Origin of the sequence: Nocardiopsis sp. L17-MgMaSL7 (assembly GCF_003182025.1) — a bacterium.
Taxonomy (GTDB): domain Bacteria; phylum Actinomycetota; class Actinomycetes; order Streptosporangiales; family Streptosporangiaceae; genus Nocardiopsis; species Nocardiopsis prasina.
Genome location: NZ_QGTF01000011.1, coordinates 89,285 through 104,822, shown reverse-complemented (window position 1 = coordinate 104,822; position 15,538 = coordinate 89,285). Strand labels below are relative to the sequence as shown.

Here is a 15,538-nt window from a genome sequence, read left to right as displayed (position 1 = left end):
GCGGCCATGCCGAATCAGGACCGGTTCGAGGGGTTGATCCGAACCTGGGTGGTGAACAAGGTGAATAGTCGTTTTCTTGAGTATTGTTCGCTGACACCCAGGAAAGGTGCGGGACATGAGGTTGGACGGGAATCTGCGGTACGTCGCCCTCGGGGACAGCCAGACCGAGGGGATCGGGGACGGCGACGAGGAGTCCGGGTACCGGGGGTGGGCGGACCGGTTCGCGGAGCACCTGGCGGCGACCGGCGCGCGGGTGGACTACGCCAACCTGGCGGTCCGCGGCCGCCTGGCCCGACAGGTCCACGAGGAGCAGCTCAAGGACGCCCTGGAGCTGCGCCCGGACGTGGCGACGGTCTTCGCCGGGGTCAACGACCTCATCCGGCCGAGGTACGACCCGGACGAGGTGGTGGGCCACCTGGAGACGATGTTCGCCGAGCTCACCGGGGTCGGCGCGCGGGTGGCCACGCTGACCTTCCCCGACATCGCGCGCATCGCCCCGCTGGCCCGGCCGCTGGTGCCGCGCGTGCTCGACTTCAACGAACGGGTCCGGGAGGCGGCGGAGCGGCACGGGGTCGCGGTGGCCGACACCGCCGCCCACGAGGTGGCGGCGGACCGCCGCCTGTGGGGGGTCGACCGGCTGCACTGCTCACCCGAGGGGCACCGGAGGATCGCCGGTGCGGTGGCGCACGCGCTCGGCATCCCGGGGAGTGACCAGACCTGGACCGACCCGCTGCCAGAGGGCCCCGTCTCCGGCGTGTTCCGGTCCGCCGCGTCGGAGGTGCGGTGGCTGGGGGCCTTCCTCGGCCCCTGGGCGGTGCGCCGTCTGCGCGGCCGCTCCTCCGGGGACGGTCGCACCGCCAAGCGTCCGGTACCGCTGCCCGTGGAGGTCTGAGACCCCTTTCCGGGACGACCCCCGGGGCGCCTCACGACTCATTGTGCAACTTGTTGCATAATGAAGTCGGGTCGGCAGGACACCGGCCCGGAGGCACCCCGCGAGGAGAGGTCATGAGCGAGTACCCCCACCTGCTGGAACCCCTGGACCTGGGCTTCACCACCCTCAGGAACCGCGTGATCATGGGCTCCATGCACGTCGGCCTGGAGGAGGCCCCCCACGGATTCGAGAGGATGGCCGCCTTCTACGCCGAACGCGCCCGAGGCGGCGTCGGCCTCATCGTCACCGGCGGCATCGCCCCCAACCCCGAGGGCGCCACCTTCACCGGCAGCGCCAAGCTCACCAACGACGACGAGGTCGCCCAGCACCGCCTCATCACCGAGGCCGTGCACCGCGAGGGCGGCCGGATCGCCATGCAGATCCTGCACACCGGCCGCTACGCCTTCAGCGAGGAGTCCGTCTCCGCCAGCGCCCTCCAGGCCCCCATCAGCCCCTTCGTGCCGCACGCCCTCACCGAGGACGAGATCGAGCGCACCATCGAGGACTTCGCCCGCTGCGCCGAGCTCGCCCAACGCGCCGGGTACGACGGCGTCGAGGTCATGGGCTCCGAGGGCTACCTCATCAACCAGTTCATCGCCCCCGCCACCAACAAGCGCGAGGACCGCTGGGGCGGCTCCTTCGACAACCGTGTCCGCCTCCCCCTGGAGATCGTCCGCCGCGTCCGCGAGCGCGTGGGCGACGAGTTCGTCCTCGTCTACCGGCTGTCCATGCTCGACCTCGTCCCCGACGGCTCCACCTACGACGAGGTCGTCGAGCTCGGCAGGCGGATCGAGACCGCGGGCGCCGACATCATCAACACCGGCATCGGCTGGCACGAGGCCCGGGTGCCCACCATCGCCACCTCCGTGCCGCGCGGCGCCTACACCTGGATCACGCAGCGCCTCAGGAAGGAGCTGACCGTCCCCGTGGTGGCGGTCAACCGCATCAACACCCCCGAGGTCGCCGAACGGATCATCGCGGAGGGACAGGCCGACATGGTCTCCCTGGCCCGGCCGATGCTCGCCGACGCCGCCTTCGTCGCCAAGGCCGAAGCGGGCCGCGCGGAGGAGATCAACACCTGCATCGGCTGCAACCAGGCCTGCCTGGACCACACCTTCAGCCTCAAGATCACCTCGTGCCTGGTCAACCCGCGCGCCTGCCACGAGACCGAGCTGGTCCTGTCCCCCACCAGGACCCGCAGGAACGTGGCCGTGGTCGGCGCCGGGCCCGCCGGACTCGCCTTCTCCGTCTCCGCCGCCGAGGTCGGCCACACCGTCACCCTCTTCGACTCCGCCTCGGAGATCGGCGGCCAGCTCAACATGGCCCGCCGCGTGCCCGGCAAGGAGGAGTTCGACGAGACCCTCCGCTACTTCCGCGTCCAGCTGGCCAAGCACGGCGTGGACGTGCGCCTGGACACCACCGTGACCGCCGCCGACCTCGACGGCTACGACGAGGTGGTGCTCGCCACCGGCGTCACCCCCCGCACCCCCGCCATCCCGGGCGCGGACCACCCCAGCGTGGTGAGCTACGTGGACGTGCTGCGCGGCGGAGCCGAGGTCGGAGCGAGGGTCGCGATCATCGGCGCGGGCGGCATCGGCTTCGACGTGGCCGAGTTCCTCACCGACGGCGGGGACGACGCCAGCCAGGACCCCGAGACGTTCTTCCGCCAGTGGGGCGTGGACACCGAGTACCGGGAGCGCGGCGGCCTGGGCGCCCCCCAGCGGACCGCGCCGCCCCGCACCGTCCACCTGCTCCAGCGCAAGGCCTCCAAGGTCGGCAAGGGCCTGGGCAAGACCACCGGCTGGATCCACCGCCTGGAGCTGCGCCACCGCGGCGTGGAGATGGTCGCGGGCGCCGACTACCGCCGGATCGACGACGAGGGCCTGCACCTGACCGTCGACGGTGAGGAGCGCCTGCTCGCCGTGGACACCGTGGTGCTGTGCGCCGGGCAGGACCCGCGCCGCGACCTCGCCGACGAACTCGCCGCCGCCGGACGCGCCGTGCACCTGATCGGCGGCGCCGACGTGGCCGCCGAGTTGGACGCCAAGCGAGCCATCAAGCAGGGCACCGAACTGGCCGCCGCCCTGTAGGGGCCCCTACCTAGAATGCGCTCATGTCCCTCCCCCACGCGATCCTGACCGCCCTGCTGGAGAAGCCCTCCTCGGGACTGGAACTCACCCGGCGGTTCGACCGCTCCATCGGGTACTTCTGGTCCGCCACCCACCAGCAGATCTACCGGGAGCTGGGCAAGCTGGAGAAGGCGGGGTTCATCCGGGCGCTGCCGACGGACTCGCCCACCCGGGGCCAGCGCAAGGAGTACGAGGTGCTGGCCTCGGGTCGGGAGGAGCTGGAGCGCTGGGTCGGTGAGCGGGAGGAGCCGCGCGCCCTGCGCGACCCCCTGATGCTGCGCCTGCGCGCGGCGGGGGTCGTGGAGGTGGGCGACGCCCTGGTCGAGGAGCTGCGCCGCCACCGTGAACTGCACGCCGCCCGTCTGGCGGAGTACCGGGAGTTCCAGCGGCGCGACTCCGCGCGCGGGCACGGGACCGAGCGGGACCGGGTCCAGGGCCTGGTGCTCCAGGGCGGTGTCGACCTCGAACTCTTCTGGGTGAACTGGCTGGACGGGGCCATCGCCGACCTGGCCGATGCCGACCCGGCATCCGGACCCTGACGAGGGTCGTGCGGACCGCCGGGCAGGACCGCCGTGGCTTCGGCGGACCGGAGCCGCGCGCTGAGGGTGTGGCCCCCGCGCCGGTACGTGGGAAGCCGCCAACAGAGCGCGGAGCGGCCCTGTCGGCCACGGGGGCGCGGCCCCCTGCCTCCCACTCCTCAAAGGGCTCATGTGCGGGGCCGATCGGTCACCAGACGGAATCGAGCAGTTCGTCCGGCGGCCCCGGGCGCACGAAAAGCCGCCCCCGGCTGTGCCGGGGGCGGCTGGTGGCGGTGGATGAGGGATTTGAACCCTCGAAGGGTTGCCCCTTACCCGCTTTCGAGGCGGGCGCCATCGGCCACTAGGCGAATCCACCGAGAGGTACTCTACCGGATTCGGCGCCGTGCGAAAAACCGAATCAGCAGATCCGAGCAGCGGTCGGCGACGTCCCGGCTGATCAGGTCGGGTGGAACGACTTCCGGGCGGTGGTTCTGGCGCGGGTCCCGGACCAGGTCCCACATCGATCCCACCGCTCCGGCCTTCGTGTCGCGCGCCCCGTAGACCAGCCGGTCCACCCGGGAGAGCACCGTGGCCCCGGCGCACATCACGCAGGGCTCCAGGGTGACCACCAGGGTGCACCCGGACAGGCGCCACTCGCCGTGCGCCTCGGCCGCGGCGCGCAGAGCCAGCACCTCGGCGTGCCCGGTCGGGTCCCCGGTGGCCTCACGCTCGTTGTGTCCCCGGCCGAGTACGGCCCCGTCCGGACCGAGCACCACGGCACCGACCGGAACGTCGTCGGTGGCCAGGGCCCGCTCGGCCTCGGCCAGGGCGGCGAGCATCGCCTCGTCGACCGCGGCCCGGTCGAGCTCGGGCAGGCCGGTCATTCCGTCACGGCCTCAACGAGTCGAGGACGTCGGTGAACCCCGAGCGCTCCGCGACGATCGCGATCACGTCACCGGGCAGCACGCCGCCGCCCACGGACAGGTCGGCGAGTTCGTCCTCGGGGACGCCGAGGTCGGTGAGGAGCTGCCCGTCACCGTCCGGCCTGGGGTCGGGACGGGCTCCGGCGCTCTCGACGGGCTGCGAGGAGCCGAGCCCCCCGGCCTCGGAGAGCACTCCGGCCAGCGGGTGGTCGTGCACCACCCGCCCGTCCGAGAGGTAGACCCTCGGGTCCGGATCCGAATCGTCCAGTCGAACGACGGCGAACCACTCGTCGTCCGCGTCCACGAACAGAAGGGTCAGCTCGCTGCCCCAGTCCGTGGCGAGGTCCAGCATGAGGTCGGTGATGTCGTCGATGGCATCCACGTCACCGAGATCGACCTCAGTACCCCGCCATGTCCTGCCGTTCGGCGCGAAGACAGCTGCGAAGGTCGACACCGCGTGCCCTCCTGATCTCTACCCTGGTGGTCTTCCAGGCGTGCCCTACCCCATACCGTCCAGGACACGCTGGAAGGCCTGGGCGAATCCCAGCCGTTCGGACACGCTCGCGAGCACCTCGTCCGGATACAGGTCCAGATCACCCGCGAGGGCGCCCAGCTCCATCTCGTCCAGGCCCAGGTCCGCGACCACGGAGAGGTCGCCCGCGGGCAGGACCTGGTCGAGGTCGTCGTCCTCCGGGAGGTCGATGTCCAGGTAGTCCAGGGCGTCCCGGGCGACCTGCCAGTCGACCGAGGCGGTCACGTCGGACAGGAAGAGGGAGACCTCCTCGCCGTACACCCGGACAATGATGAAGAAGTCGTCGCCCACCGACACCAGCCCGAGGGAGCCGCTGATGCTCGGTTGTTGGCGCAGGGCGTGGATGAGCCCCTTGAGATCGTGTGTCAGCGCGACGGGGAGGAGATCGACATCCCAGTACTCCTCTTCCCTGTACGCGACGGCCGCGAAGTCACCCGAGTCGTCGTCACCATGATCGAGCACTGTCATCGTCACCCCAACCCGGACGGTGTTTCGGTGCGGACGAGTGGCGCCCGGCCCGCCCGTGCGAGTGCCATGGTAACGATCACCCTCACTGCGCCGTGGCCCCACGTCCGCCGTAGAACGCCCTAACGCTCTCACGAGAGACGGGTCCCCCGCGCCCCCGTGACCGAACCCGTGTGCTCCTGTTTCCCACCCGACGCCACCGAGGGAGCGCGGCGGGGGCGTCGGGGGCCACTGGGGGCCCTGGTTCGGGTGATACGCGCGGTTAGACTCGGGCTGGCCCCTCTCCCCATCCACCGTCCCGTTATCCCAGCTCACCCGGAGAACGCTTTGGAAACCCTGGTCGTCGACCACCCCTTGGTCGCGCACAAGCTGACCACCCTGCGCGACGTGCGGACCGACTCACCGACCTTCCGGCGGCTGACGGACGAGCTGGTCACCCTGCTCGCCTACGAAGCGACGCGGGACGTCCGCGTGACAGAGGTCACCATCCAGACGCCACTCGTGGAGGCCACCGGCACCCAGCTGACGCGTCCCACGCCCCTGGTCGTTCCGATCCTGCGCGCCGGGCTCGGCATGCTCGACGGCATGACCCGTCTTCTGCCCACGGCGGAGGTCGGGTTCCTCGGCATGGCGCGCGACGAGGAGACCCTCCAGCCCGCCACGTACGCCGACCGTCTCCCGCAGGACCTCTCGGGGCGCCAGTGCTACGTGCTGGACCCGATGCTGGCCACGGGCGGAACCCTGGCGGCGGCGCTCAAGCTTCTCGTGGACCGCGGCGCCGACCACATCACCGCGATCTGCCTGCTGGTGGCGCCCGAGGGCCTGGTCGCCGTGGAGCAGAAGCTGACCGAAACCCTGCCCGACGACCACGGCGCCACCCTGCGCGTGGTGACGGCGGCGGTGGACGAGCGCCTGAACGAGAACGGCTTCATCCTCCCGGGGCTGGGTGACGCGGGCGACCGTCTGTACGGCTGCTCCTGAACCAGAACCCCGCACTGCGAGGTGTCAGCGCCCGATCGGATCACCGATCGGGCGCTTTTTCGGCTCTTTTAGAGCCGGGGTGAATGAACGCCCGAAAATCGGGCATTGGTCCCATCACGCGCCCTTGCCCCGAGGCGTCACTCCAGGTGGAGCCAGCTTGGTCAGCGGGCGACCGACACGGTGTTGCATTAGCCGAATTCATTTCGAGATTGGAACGTAACAGATTAGAGTGATGATGGTTCCTGACTACCCGTAACCGGGTGCACATGCCAGACCGAAACCACCCCACAAGGGGCTCAGCCCACTGATATCCGAACGTCGCCGCCCGTTTCCGGCGCGGCACTCCGGCAACCCTCCAGTGGCTACCCAAAGCCCCGAACCGCACACGCGCCGTGCTGTTCCGCCCCAGCAGCCCCCAAGGAGTGAGATGCCCGAGAACACCTCCCCCTCGACCGCCCAGGCCACCCGCGACCCGCGTTTCAGCCCCGTCGTCAACCGCCTGTCGTCGGAGTTCTCCGACGTGCACCACACCTCCACCGTCTCCCGGTGCGTGGACGCGGCCAGACACGGCGCCCAGGACGTGACCGGGCGGGCCACGCCGGACCTCGTGGAGCGGATCGCTCGGCAGCACCTCCAGGTGCTCGCCCTGGCCTTCGCGGAACAGCGCTAGACACCACACGGCGCTCCCGTAACGGTTTCGGGCCTGCACTACCTCTCTCTTCGGCTGGCGAAGAACCTGGCCCTCCGTCGCCCCTCCCCAGGGATCGGCGACCCTCTTCCCGAGCCCGACAGCGCGCCCTCCGCACTGTTCCACCGGCGCGAGCGCACGCCAGCGCGCCCGATCCGACCGCCCTGACCTGCACCAGAACAGAAACTCTTTCCGGGCCTCCGGTCACCCGGTTACCAACACCACCGAAACCGGACACAGCCCGCAAGGGGTGAACGTCCGACATACCGCCACGCCGAGAGTGCGCTCCAGGCTTTACGGGCAAGATGGTCGATGCGACAATCGCTGCTGGGTTGGTGGGTCAGGTGGATTCCAAGGGGAGTCAGTCGTGGCGAAGTTGAAGAAATGGGGCGGTTACGCGCTCATCGGTTTCGTGGCGTTTTATCTGCTCACGCAACCTGAAAGCGCGGCCGGCGTGATCCAGAGCGGACTGGATCTCCTAGTGGGTGGCGCCGAGTCGATGTCCCGGTTCGTCAACACGCTGCTGTCGTAGGCGGGGACGGGTCGGGTTTCATGAAGCTCGTAGCCTCAAGCAACGCGGCTCCGGCATCGGTGAACCGCTATCTCCTACCTCACGAGCAGGATGTCGTGACCATCCGCCGGCACCCCGCGGTCCTCATCGGACCGGTGGGTGCGGTTCTGGTGGCTCTGGTGTTCGCGGCGATCCTGAGCAGGACGATCGGCGCCAACAGCGCCGCGACCCTGGCCCTCGTGTGGTGGCTGTGGCTGCTCGTACTGGTGTGGTTCGTGTGGCGGGTCGCCGAGTGGTCTGTGGACTACTTCGTGATCACGTCGGCGCGGTTGCTGCTGACCACGGGGCTGATCACCCGGCAGGTGAACATGATGCCGCTGGGCAAGGTCACCGACATGCGGTTCGAGCGAACCCTGGTCGGCCGCTTCCTCGGATACGGGACCTTCGTGATGGAGTCCGCCGGTCAGGACCAGGCGCTCAGCAGGATCGCCTTCATTCCCTACCCGGAGCAGCTCTACCTTGAGGTCGTGGGACTGATCTTCAAGGAGTAGCCGGACACACCCGACAACGGACGTTCACGGAGCACCCGCCCCACGGCGGGTGCTTCTTCGTGTCCGGGGCCTTCGACGCCGGCGGGAGGGCGTCGCATCCGGGTCGGACCGGAGTGAACCGGACCCGAGCGGGGTAGTACTGGGTTACCGATCCGTTCACCTTCCGTTCACTTTGGACCCCGAGCCCGAGGCGGAGCGCGAGCCCTGCACAGCCGACCCGCCGAGAAGGAACCCAATTGACTCGAAGGTGAACATAGGGTTAACTTGGGTCATCTGATAAGGAAACGAGGAGGGCTTCATGGCACGCAGGACCGAACACGGGCCGCACCTCTCTCGCTCCGCGACCACCCCTCGGCGCACCCGAACCTCCGCTGCGAGCCGCCGACTCTCCGGCCTGGCCCCCGAGCCCGCGCTGGTCCCGCAGCCGCGCACGGATCACGAGGACGCCGACACCATCACTTCGGAGCACCCGATCATGCACTGGGTCCTGGTCACTGACGACAGTGGCCGCACCCGACCCGAGGCCCGCTGGCTCTAGTCAGCGAAGCCGACCGCCGCCCCGAAGGGCCGCCCGCGTTGTGCGGGCGGCCCTTCGTCATGCCCAGGTCCGGGCGCCGCCCTCACGCTCCGGAACCCCTTCGTCGCTATGTCGACAAATCGGCAAGACCATAAATCCAAATGTGGACGTCTCTATTTGACGCCCCGAGCGGCACCCATGAGTGATCCCGGTCTCACTCCATCCTCTTGACGACACACACAACGAGACGTATCGTCTTGCCCATGAGGCTGTACATCCACCTGTAGACGCGCCGGACGTCCTCGTTCCGAGCCCCCACCGCACAGCGGTCCGGCGGCTCCGTCGACGTCACCACACCGCGGTCGCGTACGGGCAGCCTCCTTCCATGTTCCGGTCTCGCAGCACACCCGTGCACCCATGACCGAAACGGCTCTCCCTGCGCTCCGTGGCACCCAGAAACACCGGAACCACGCAGGACAGGAGGGCCGCATGCTCGGAACAGGAACACGACACCGATCCCAGCTCGCCCTGGACGAAGTCAGCAAGCACTACGGGGACCACACGGTCCTCGACCGCGTCAGCCTCACGATCAGCCCCGGCGAACACGTGGGTGTGGTCGGCGACAACGGCTCCGGCAAGAGCACCCTCCTCCGCCTCCTGGCGGGCGCGGAGGACCCGGACAACGGGGAGCTCACCGTCCGCGCTCCGGGAGGCGTCGGCTACCTGCCCCAGACCATGGAACGGGTGTCCGGCGGGATCCCACTCGGGACCGTCGCGGACGCGATCGACGACGCCCTCCGGGATCTCAGGGACCTGGAGGCGCGCGTCCACGGGGCCGAGGCGGCCCTGGGCGGCGCCGGCCCTCAGGAGCTGGACGCCTACGGCGACCTCCTGGCGGAGTTCGAGGCCCGCGGCGGCTACGACGCCGACGCCCGCGTCGACGCGGGACTGCACGGCCTGGGCCTGCCCGGGCTGGACCGCGACCGGCCGCTGCGGACGCTGTCCGGCGGGGAGCGTTCAAGGCTGGCGCTGGCGGCGACCCTTTCCGCCTCTCCCGAACTCCTTCTCTTGGACGAGCCCACCAACGACCTCGACGACCACGCGGTCGCCTGGCTCGAGGAGCGGCTCCGGAGCCACCGCGGCACCGTCGTCGCCGTCACCCACGACCGGGCCTTCCTCTCCGGGGTGACCGGCACTGTGCTGGAGGTGGATGCCGACACCCGCCTGGTCCGCCGATACGGCGACGGCTACGACGGGTTCCTCGCAGCCAAGGCGGCGGCGCGTGCGCGCTGGGCACGGGAGCATGAGGACTGGAAGCAGGACCTGGCCCGGCAGCGACGCCTGGCCGACAACAACATCGCGGCCCTGCGGGCGATCCCGCGCAGGATGGCCAAGGCCGCCTTCGGGCACGGAGCCTTCCGGATGCGCGGCGCGGCGCACGGTTCCATGGGGCGCGTGCGCAACGCCAAGGAGAGGATGGCCCGACTGACCGCGAACCCGGTCGCGCCGCCGCCGGTCCCGCTCCGGATGAGCGCCGGGTTCTCCGGTCCGCCGCCAGAGGAGGGTCCGGTCGCGCGGTTGGAGCGGATCCGGGTGGACCACCGGTTGCAGGTCGGCGCGCTGTCGTTGGCCCCCGGAGAGCGGGTCCTGGTCACCGGTCCGAACGGGGCGGGCAAGACCACCCTGGTCCGGGTGCTGTCCGGGGATCTGGTCCCGGATTCCGGCCGGGTGGCGCTGCCCCCGCGCATCGGTCTGCTGCGTCAGGAGGACGCCCCGGTGCCCGGGGAGCGGACCGTGCTCGAGACCTACGCCGCCGGGCGCCCCGATCACGCGGAGGAGTACCGGGACGAACTCGCCTCGCTCGGCCTGTTCCGACCCGCCGACCTCGATCAACCGGTGGTCTCGCTGTCGGTGGGGCAGCGCCGCAGGATCGAGGTGGCCCGGCTGACCTCGGGCGCCCACGACCTGCTGCTGTTGGACGAGCCCACCAACCACCTCTCCCCCGGTCTGGTGGAGGAGCTGGAGCAGGCGCTGTCGGGCTACACGGGTGCCCTGGTGCTCGTGACGCACGACCGCATGGCGCGTCAGCGGTTCACGGGGCGCCGTCTGGAGCTGCGCGAAGGGGCTCTGACCAGCGACTCCGCAGAGTAATGTCGACGTGTCTCTTTGTCGACTTTTCGGCTAGCACATAAGTCGACTAATGGATTGACCGATACAACGGGGTGTGACCGAAGCGGTGAATCCGACCGCCTGCGATCACACCCCGTGTCGACAGGTCGACGAGTTAACCGGGCGCCATGTCGACGAATCGGCTGTAGTGGCCCTGGAAGGCCACGGTCACGTCGGCGGTGGGACCGTTACGGTGCTTGGCCACGATGATGTCGGCCTCGCCCGCGCGCGGGGACTCCTTGTCGTGCACGTCCTCGCGGTAGAGCAGGATCACCATGTCCGCGTCCTGCTCGATCGACCCGGACTCACGCAGGTCGGAGACCTGGGGGCGCTTGTCGGTGCGCTGCTCGGGACCACGGTTCAGCTGGGACAGCGCGACCACGGGCACCTCCAGTTCCTTGGCCAGGAGCTTGAGCGAACGCGACATCTCGGAGACCTCCTGCTGGCGGCTCTCCACCCGGCCGGGTGAGCTCATCAGCTGGAGGTAGTCGACGATCACGAGCTTGAGGTCGTGCTGCTGCTTGAGACGGCGGCACTTGGCCCGGATCTCCATCATCGACATGTTCGGGGAGTCGTCGATGAACAGCGGCGCGCTGGCCACCTCGCCCATCCGTCTGGCGAGCCGGGCCCAGTCATCGTCGGTCATCAGACCGGACCGCATGGTGTGCAGCGGCACCCGCGCCTCGGCGGAGAGCAGACGCATGACGATCTCGTTGCGCCCCATCTCCAGGCTGAAGAAGACGGACGCCATCTCGTTCTTGATGGACGCGGCCCGCGCGAAATCCAGGGCCAGGGTGGAGTTGTGTGTGGGCACCATGGAACGGGTGGCGAGGAAGAGGTGGTCCGGGTGATCGACCTGGACGCACCGCACCGGAACGCTGTCGATCGCGCGAACGTCGGTGACGAACCTCGATCCGACGCGCACATGGGCTCGACCGGCGGACCGTTCCCGATGCGCGGCCCTCTTCCGTTCGATTCCGAAGACCTCCCGCTCGGAACCGAAGGTGATGGTGTAGCAGGTCGAACTCTCGTCCGACCGCCCCCTGACCCGCTTGGTCGACAGACCGGTGCGGTACCCCAGGCTGTGCGCCAGTTCCCGGAAGTCAGCTGCCAGGCGCTCGTTGGTGACGGCGAACTGTACCGACCCACTGGCGTTGACGGTTCCGTCGCTGTCCAGGAGTCCCGCCAGGAGAGCCCTCCTCTGGGCGACCGACGCGCGCAGGTACTCCGTGGGGACGTGCTTGCTTCCCAGGACCCCCAGCGTCCGCAGCAGAGCCTGGACGCTTCCGTGGTGGGCGACGCAGTCGCGGCACCGGACACCGGAGAAGCAGAGGCGACCGCAGTCAGGGCAGCTGGTGTGCGGAACCGGCTCCGAGACGAAACGGGCCCTGCCTCCGCAGGACTGCCCGCACGTGCGCACGTGCGGCAGCTTCGGGACGAAGCCAGCCCCACAGACCACGCAGGTCTTCTCCGCGACCTCAACCTCTTCCGCCGGGAGGAAGACATCGTAGGTGTACGAGGTCTCCCCGACCGGTTTGGTCACCAGTCCTTCCGCCTCGATGTTGGTGATGACCTCGGGATCGGCGGTGGTGATCCGCGCAGCCCGGGAGGCACCGTCGCCCAACCACATTCCCAGGAAGTAGGGCGGCAGTGGCAGCTGCCGTTCCGGCAGGTCCAAGGGTTCGGTGTTGTTCACCGAGTGGTTCAGTCTCCGGTCCGCGGTCTCCAGACGCACGGTCCGAGCGATCTCCTCCGTGGTCCGCACGCCCGGTAGAACCCTGGGGGCTCCGCCCCTGGACCGGGCCTCCTGCGCGGCTCGGCGCGAGGCACGCGTGTCGGTCAGCCACTGGTGCTGGGCGTCCGCCACGACCACCGTGCCGTCGTCGAAGGTGACCTCGTAGCAGGGGCGGTCCCGCATCACGTCCGTGGCCGCCACCACCCTGGTGGGAGTGCCGTCAGCGGCGAGGAGCTCGTCACCGACACGGACCTCCCCCATGGTGGTCCAGCCGTGCGGTGTGGGCAGGGGGGTGTCCAGGGCCAGGGCCTTGCCGACGGCCGGGCGGGCGGCGATGATCACCATCTGGCCCGGGTGGAGGCCGTTGGTGAGGGCGTCGAAGTCCGCGAAGCCCGTGGGCACGCCGGTCATGCTGCCGTCGTTGGCGCCGATCGCCTCGATCTCGTCGAGGGCCCCGGGCATGATGTCGCCGAGGACCACGTAGTCCTCGCCCGTGCGCTTCTCGGCGACCTTGTAGATCTCCGCCTGGGCGTGGTCGACGAGGTCGTCCACCTCGCCGTCGCCCGCGTAGCCGATCTGCGCGATCCGGGTGCCGACCTCGACCAGGCGCCGCAGGACCGCGCGGTCCGAGACGATCTTGGCGTAGTAGCCCGCGTTGGCCGCGGTGGGGATCGCCTCGGTGAGGGTGTGCAGGTAGGGGGCCCCGCCGACCCGGGTCGCCTCTCCGCGCTTGGTCAGCTCCGCGTTGACCGAGATGGCGTCGACCGGCTCGCCGCGGGAGAAGAGGTCCACGACGCTGTCGTAGATGATCTGGTGCGCGGGGCGGTAGAAGTCGGCGGAGCGGATGATCTCGACGACCTGGGTGATGGCGTCCTTGGACAGCAGCATGCCGCCCAGGACGCTCTGCTCGGCCTGGATGTCGTGGGGTGGGGTGCGCTCGTATCCGCCCTCATCAGGTGGTTGCTCAGCGACACTCACGAACTTCTCCCCACACCGGCCGCGTGCGTCGGCCCGGATCGGACCGACTCTTCCAGCATGCCCCATCCGGGGTGTCGAAGACGCCGCGCGGCTCGCCTGTGGACAACCCTCTACCACCACAACCGAGGCCCCGTGGGGCATTGCGCACAGAGGTTATGCACATCACCTGTGGATAACTTTGCCGCGAGTCGCCCATAGCCCACTTGAACTGGGAAAACGCGGTTCGCTGTCGTGAGGTGCAAGATGTCTCACAGGGCGGCTTTCCACAGGTTATCCACAGGCTTCGGTGGTTCGTGCCAGACGCCACACCGGCTGTCGAACGCCTGTCCGGTACTGTGGCTCCGTCATGGCCAATCTGCTCTCGGCGGCCCCCTTCCGGCACCGCCACGATGGCGAGATCTTCGCTCTCGCCATCCCCACGTTCTTCGCCCTGATCGCCGAACCGCTCTTCCTGCTCACCGACGCCGCGATCGTCGGCAGCCTGGGCACTCAGGCGCTGGGCGGCCTCGGGGTCGCGGGTCAGGTCCTGCTGACCCTGGCGGCGGTGTGCATCTTCCTCGCCTACGGGACCACCGCCGCGGTGGCCCGCAAGTTCGGTGCCGGAGACGTCCCGGGCGGTGTCCGGGACGGGGTGGACGGGCTCTGGCTCGCGATCCTGCTGGGGATCGCCGCGATCGGGATCGGCTGGCCGCTGGGCCCATGGATGATCGACCTCCTGGGCGCCTCGCCCGAGGTCGCCCCCTACGCCCTCACCTACCTGCGGATCAGCCTGCTGAGCACGCCGTTCCTGCTGATCATCATGGCCGGGACCGGCGTGCTGCGTGGGCTCCAGGACGCCCGGACCCCGCTGGTGGTCGCGGTCGCGTCCTACGCCGGCAACGCCGTGCTGTGCGCGACCTTCGTGTTCGTGTTCGACTGGGGCATCGCCGGGTCCGCCTGGTCGACCGTGATCGCCCAGGGCGGCGGGGCGTTCTGGTACGTGGCCACCATCGCCCGGTCGGCCCGGCGCGAGGGCGTCTCCCTCACGCCGTCGCTGTCCGGGCTGCGCTCCTCGGCCTCGGCCGGGTTCGCCCTGTTCCTGCGCAGCGTGTCCATGCGCGTCGTGGCTCTGGTGACCACCGCCGTCGCCGCCCGGCTCGGTGACGAGACCATCGCCGCGCACCAGGTCAGCTACAACATCTGGGCCCTGCTGGTGTTCGCGATGGACGCCATCGCCATCGCGGGGCAGTCGATCGTGGGCCGCTACCTCGGCGCGGGTGACGTGCGGGGAACCCGGGACGCCACCCGGCGGATGGTCGAGTGGGGCGTGATGTCGGGGCTCCTGTTCACCGTGGTCGTGTTCCTCGTGCTGCCCTGGGCCCACGTCCCCTTCACCTCGGACCCGAGTGTGGCCGCGCTCATCATGGCCTCCCTCGTGGTGGTCGCCCTCATGCAACCGCTCAGCGGCGTCACCATGGTGCTGGACGGCGTCCTCATGGGCGCCGGGGACCAGCGCTACCTGGCCTGGGCCTCCCTGTGGACGATGCTCGCCTTCATGCCGTTCGCCCTGGTGATCCCCGGTCTCGCCACCTCGGAGACCGGTGGCCTTGTGGGTCTGTGGATCGCCTTCGCGGTGTGGATCCTCGCCCGTGCCGTCACTCTGGGCCTGCGCGCCCGGGGCGAGGCCTGGCTGGTCACCGGCGCCCACCGTCCCTGAATCCCCAGGTCGGCAAGTCGCCAGGTCACCAAGTCACCAAGTCCTTAAGTCGACTCTGGGCGGTGCCGGGTTCATCGCTCACCTCACCCACGGACGTGGGTCCCGCCCGTAAGGCTCGCCACAAGGGGGCGCCCCGTTCGAGCGCCGGAGAGGGTTCTGGAAGACGAGTCCAGCCCAGCGAGGAACGAGCCAGGCGTGGACGAGGATGCTGTGC

Annotated in this window: 14 protein-coding genes and 1 tRNA gene; 10 read left to right on the top strand and 5 right to left on the bottom strand. The window is 69.7% G+C overall.

What is annotated here, in order from left to right:
• Positions 1-115 precede the first annotated feature (115 nt).
• The 3 genes from BDW27_RS19635 (at position 116) to BDW27_RS19625 (ending at position 3,599) form a co-directional block, all read left to right on the top strand.
• On the top strand, positions 116-892 hold the full coding sequence (locus BDW27_RS19635; RefSeq protein WP_110050878.1) for an SGNH/GDSL hydrolase family protein: 777 nt from the start codon (positions 116-118) through the stop codon (positions 890-892).
• 113 nt (positions 893-1,005) lie between these two features.
• Positions 1,006-3,021, top strand: coding sequence for an FAD-dependent oxidoreductase (locus BDW27_RS19630; protein WP_110050876.1), 2,016 nt, complete (start codon positions 1,006-1,008; stop codon positions 3,019-3,021).
• A gap of 23 nt (positions 3,022-3,044) precedes the next feature.
• Positions 3,045-3,599, top strand: a complete 555-nt coding sequence (locus BDW27_RS19625) for a PadR family transcriptional regulator (RefSeq protein WP_110050874.1) — start codon at positions 3,045-3,047, stop codon at positions 3,597-3,599.
• A gap of 267 nt (positions 3,600-3,866) precedes the next feature.
• Here BDW27_RS19625 and BDW27_RS19620 read toward each other — a convergent pair.
• The 4 genes from BDW27_RS19620 to BDW27_RS19605 form a co-directional block, all read right to left on the bottom strand.
• Positions 3,867-3,954, bottom strand: a tRNA-Ser gene (locus BDW27_RS19620).
• Between the two features lie 10 nt (positions 3,955-3,964).
• Positions 3,965-4,462, bottom strand: a complete 498-nt coding sequence (locus tag BDW27_RS19615) for a nucleoside deaminase (protein WP_110050872.1) — start codon at positions 4,460-4,462, stop codon at positions 3,965-3,967.
• Positions 4,463-4,466: 4 nt separating this feature from the next.
• Positions 4,467-4,955, bottom strand: coding sequence for a tRNA adenosine deaminase-associated protein (locus tag BDW27_RS19610; RefSeq protein ID WP_017545741.1), 489 nt, complete (start codon positions 4,953-4,955; stop codon positions 4,467-4,469).
• Positions 4,956-5,000: 45 nt separating this feature from the next.
• The gene (locus BDW27_RS19605) at positions 5,001-5,501 is read right to left on the bottom strand and encodes a tRNA adenosine deaminase-associated protein (protein WP_040694274.1); all 501 of its coding nucleotides are present in this window, start codon (positions 5,499-5,501) and stop codon (positions 5,001-5,003) included.
• Positions 5,502-5,825: 324 nt separating this feature from the next.
• On the opposite strand from BDW27_RS19605, the gene upp reads away from it, so the two are divergent.
• The 6 genes from upp (at position 5,826) to abc-f (ending at position 10,897) form a co-directional block, all read left to right on the top strand.
• Positions 5,826-6,479 carry a uracil phosphoribosyltransferase gene (upp, locus tag BDW27_RS19600; protein WP_017545739.1) on the top strand — a complete coding sequence of 218 codons (654 nt, stop codon included), beginning with the start codon at positions 5,826-5,828 and terminating at the stop codon, positions 6,477-6,479.
• Positions 6,480-6,906: 427 nt separating this feature from the next.
• Positions 6,907-7,149 (top strand): hypothetical protein, encoded by a 243-nt coding sequence (locus BDW27_RS19595; RefSeq protein WP_017545738.1) that lies wholly within the window; start codon positions 6,907-6,909, stop codon positions 7,147-7,149.
• 385 nt (positions 7,150-7,534) lie between these two features.
• The gene (locus BDW27_RS27555; RefSeq protein ID WP_017545737.1) at positions 7,535-7,699 is read left to right on the top strand and encodes a hypothetical protein; all 165 of its coding nucleotides are present in this window, start codon (positions 7,535-7,537) and stop codon (positions 7,697-7,699) included.
• A gap of 20 nt (positions 7,700-7,719) precedes the next feature.
• On the top strand, positions 7,720-8,229 hold the full coding sequence (locus BDW27_RS19590) for a PH domain-containing protein (RefSeq protein WP_026129468.1): 510 nt from the start codon (positions 7,720-7,722) through the stop codon (positions 8,227-8,229).
• 298 nt (positions 8,230-8,527) lie between these two features.
• Complete coding sequence (locus tag BDW27_RS19585; protein WP_017545735.1) at positions 8,528-8,767, top strand: hypothetical protein; 240 nt, start codon at positions 8,528-8,530, stop codon at positions 8,765-8,767.
• 468 nt (positions 8,768-9,235) lie between these two features.
• The gene (gene abc-f / locus BDW27_RS19580; RefSeq protein WP_110050870.1) at positions 9,236-10,897 is read left to right on the top strand and encodes a ribosomal protection-like ABC-F family protein; all 1,662 of its coding nucleotides are present in this window, start codon (positions 9,236-9,238) and stop codon (positions 10,895-10,897) included.
• Positions 10,898-11,030: 133 nt separating this feature from the next.
• Here abc-f and dnaB read toward each other — a convergent pair whose 3' ends face one another.
• Positions 11,031-13,628, bottom strand: coding sequence for a replicative DNA helicase (gene dnaB / locus BDW27_RS19575; RefSeq protein ID WP_110050868.1), 2,598 nt, complete (start codon positions 13,626-13,628; stop codon positions 11,031-11,033).
• Between the two features lie 346 nt (positions 13,629-13,974).
• On the opposite strand from dnaB, the gene BDW27_RS19570 reads away from it, so the two are divergent.
• The gene (locus BDW27_RS19570; RefSeq protein WP_110050867.1) at positions 13,975-15,324 is read left to right on the top strand and encodes an MATE family efflux transporter; all 1,350 of its coding nucleotides are present in this window, start codon (positions 13,975-13,977) and stop codon (positions 15,322-15,324) included.
• Positions 15,325-15,538: the final 214 nt, after the last annotated feature.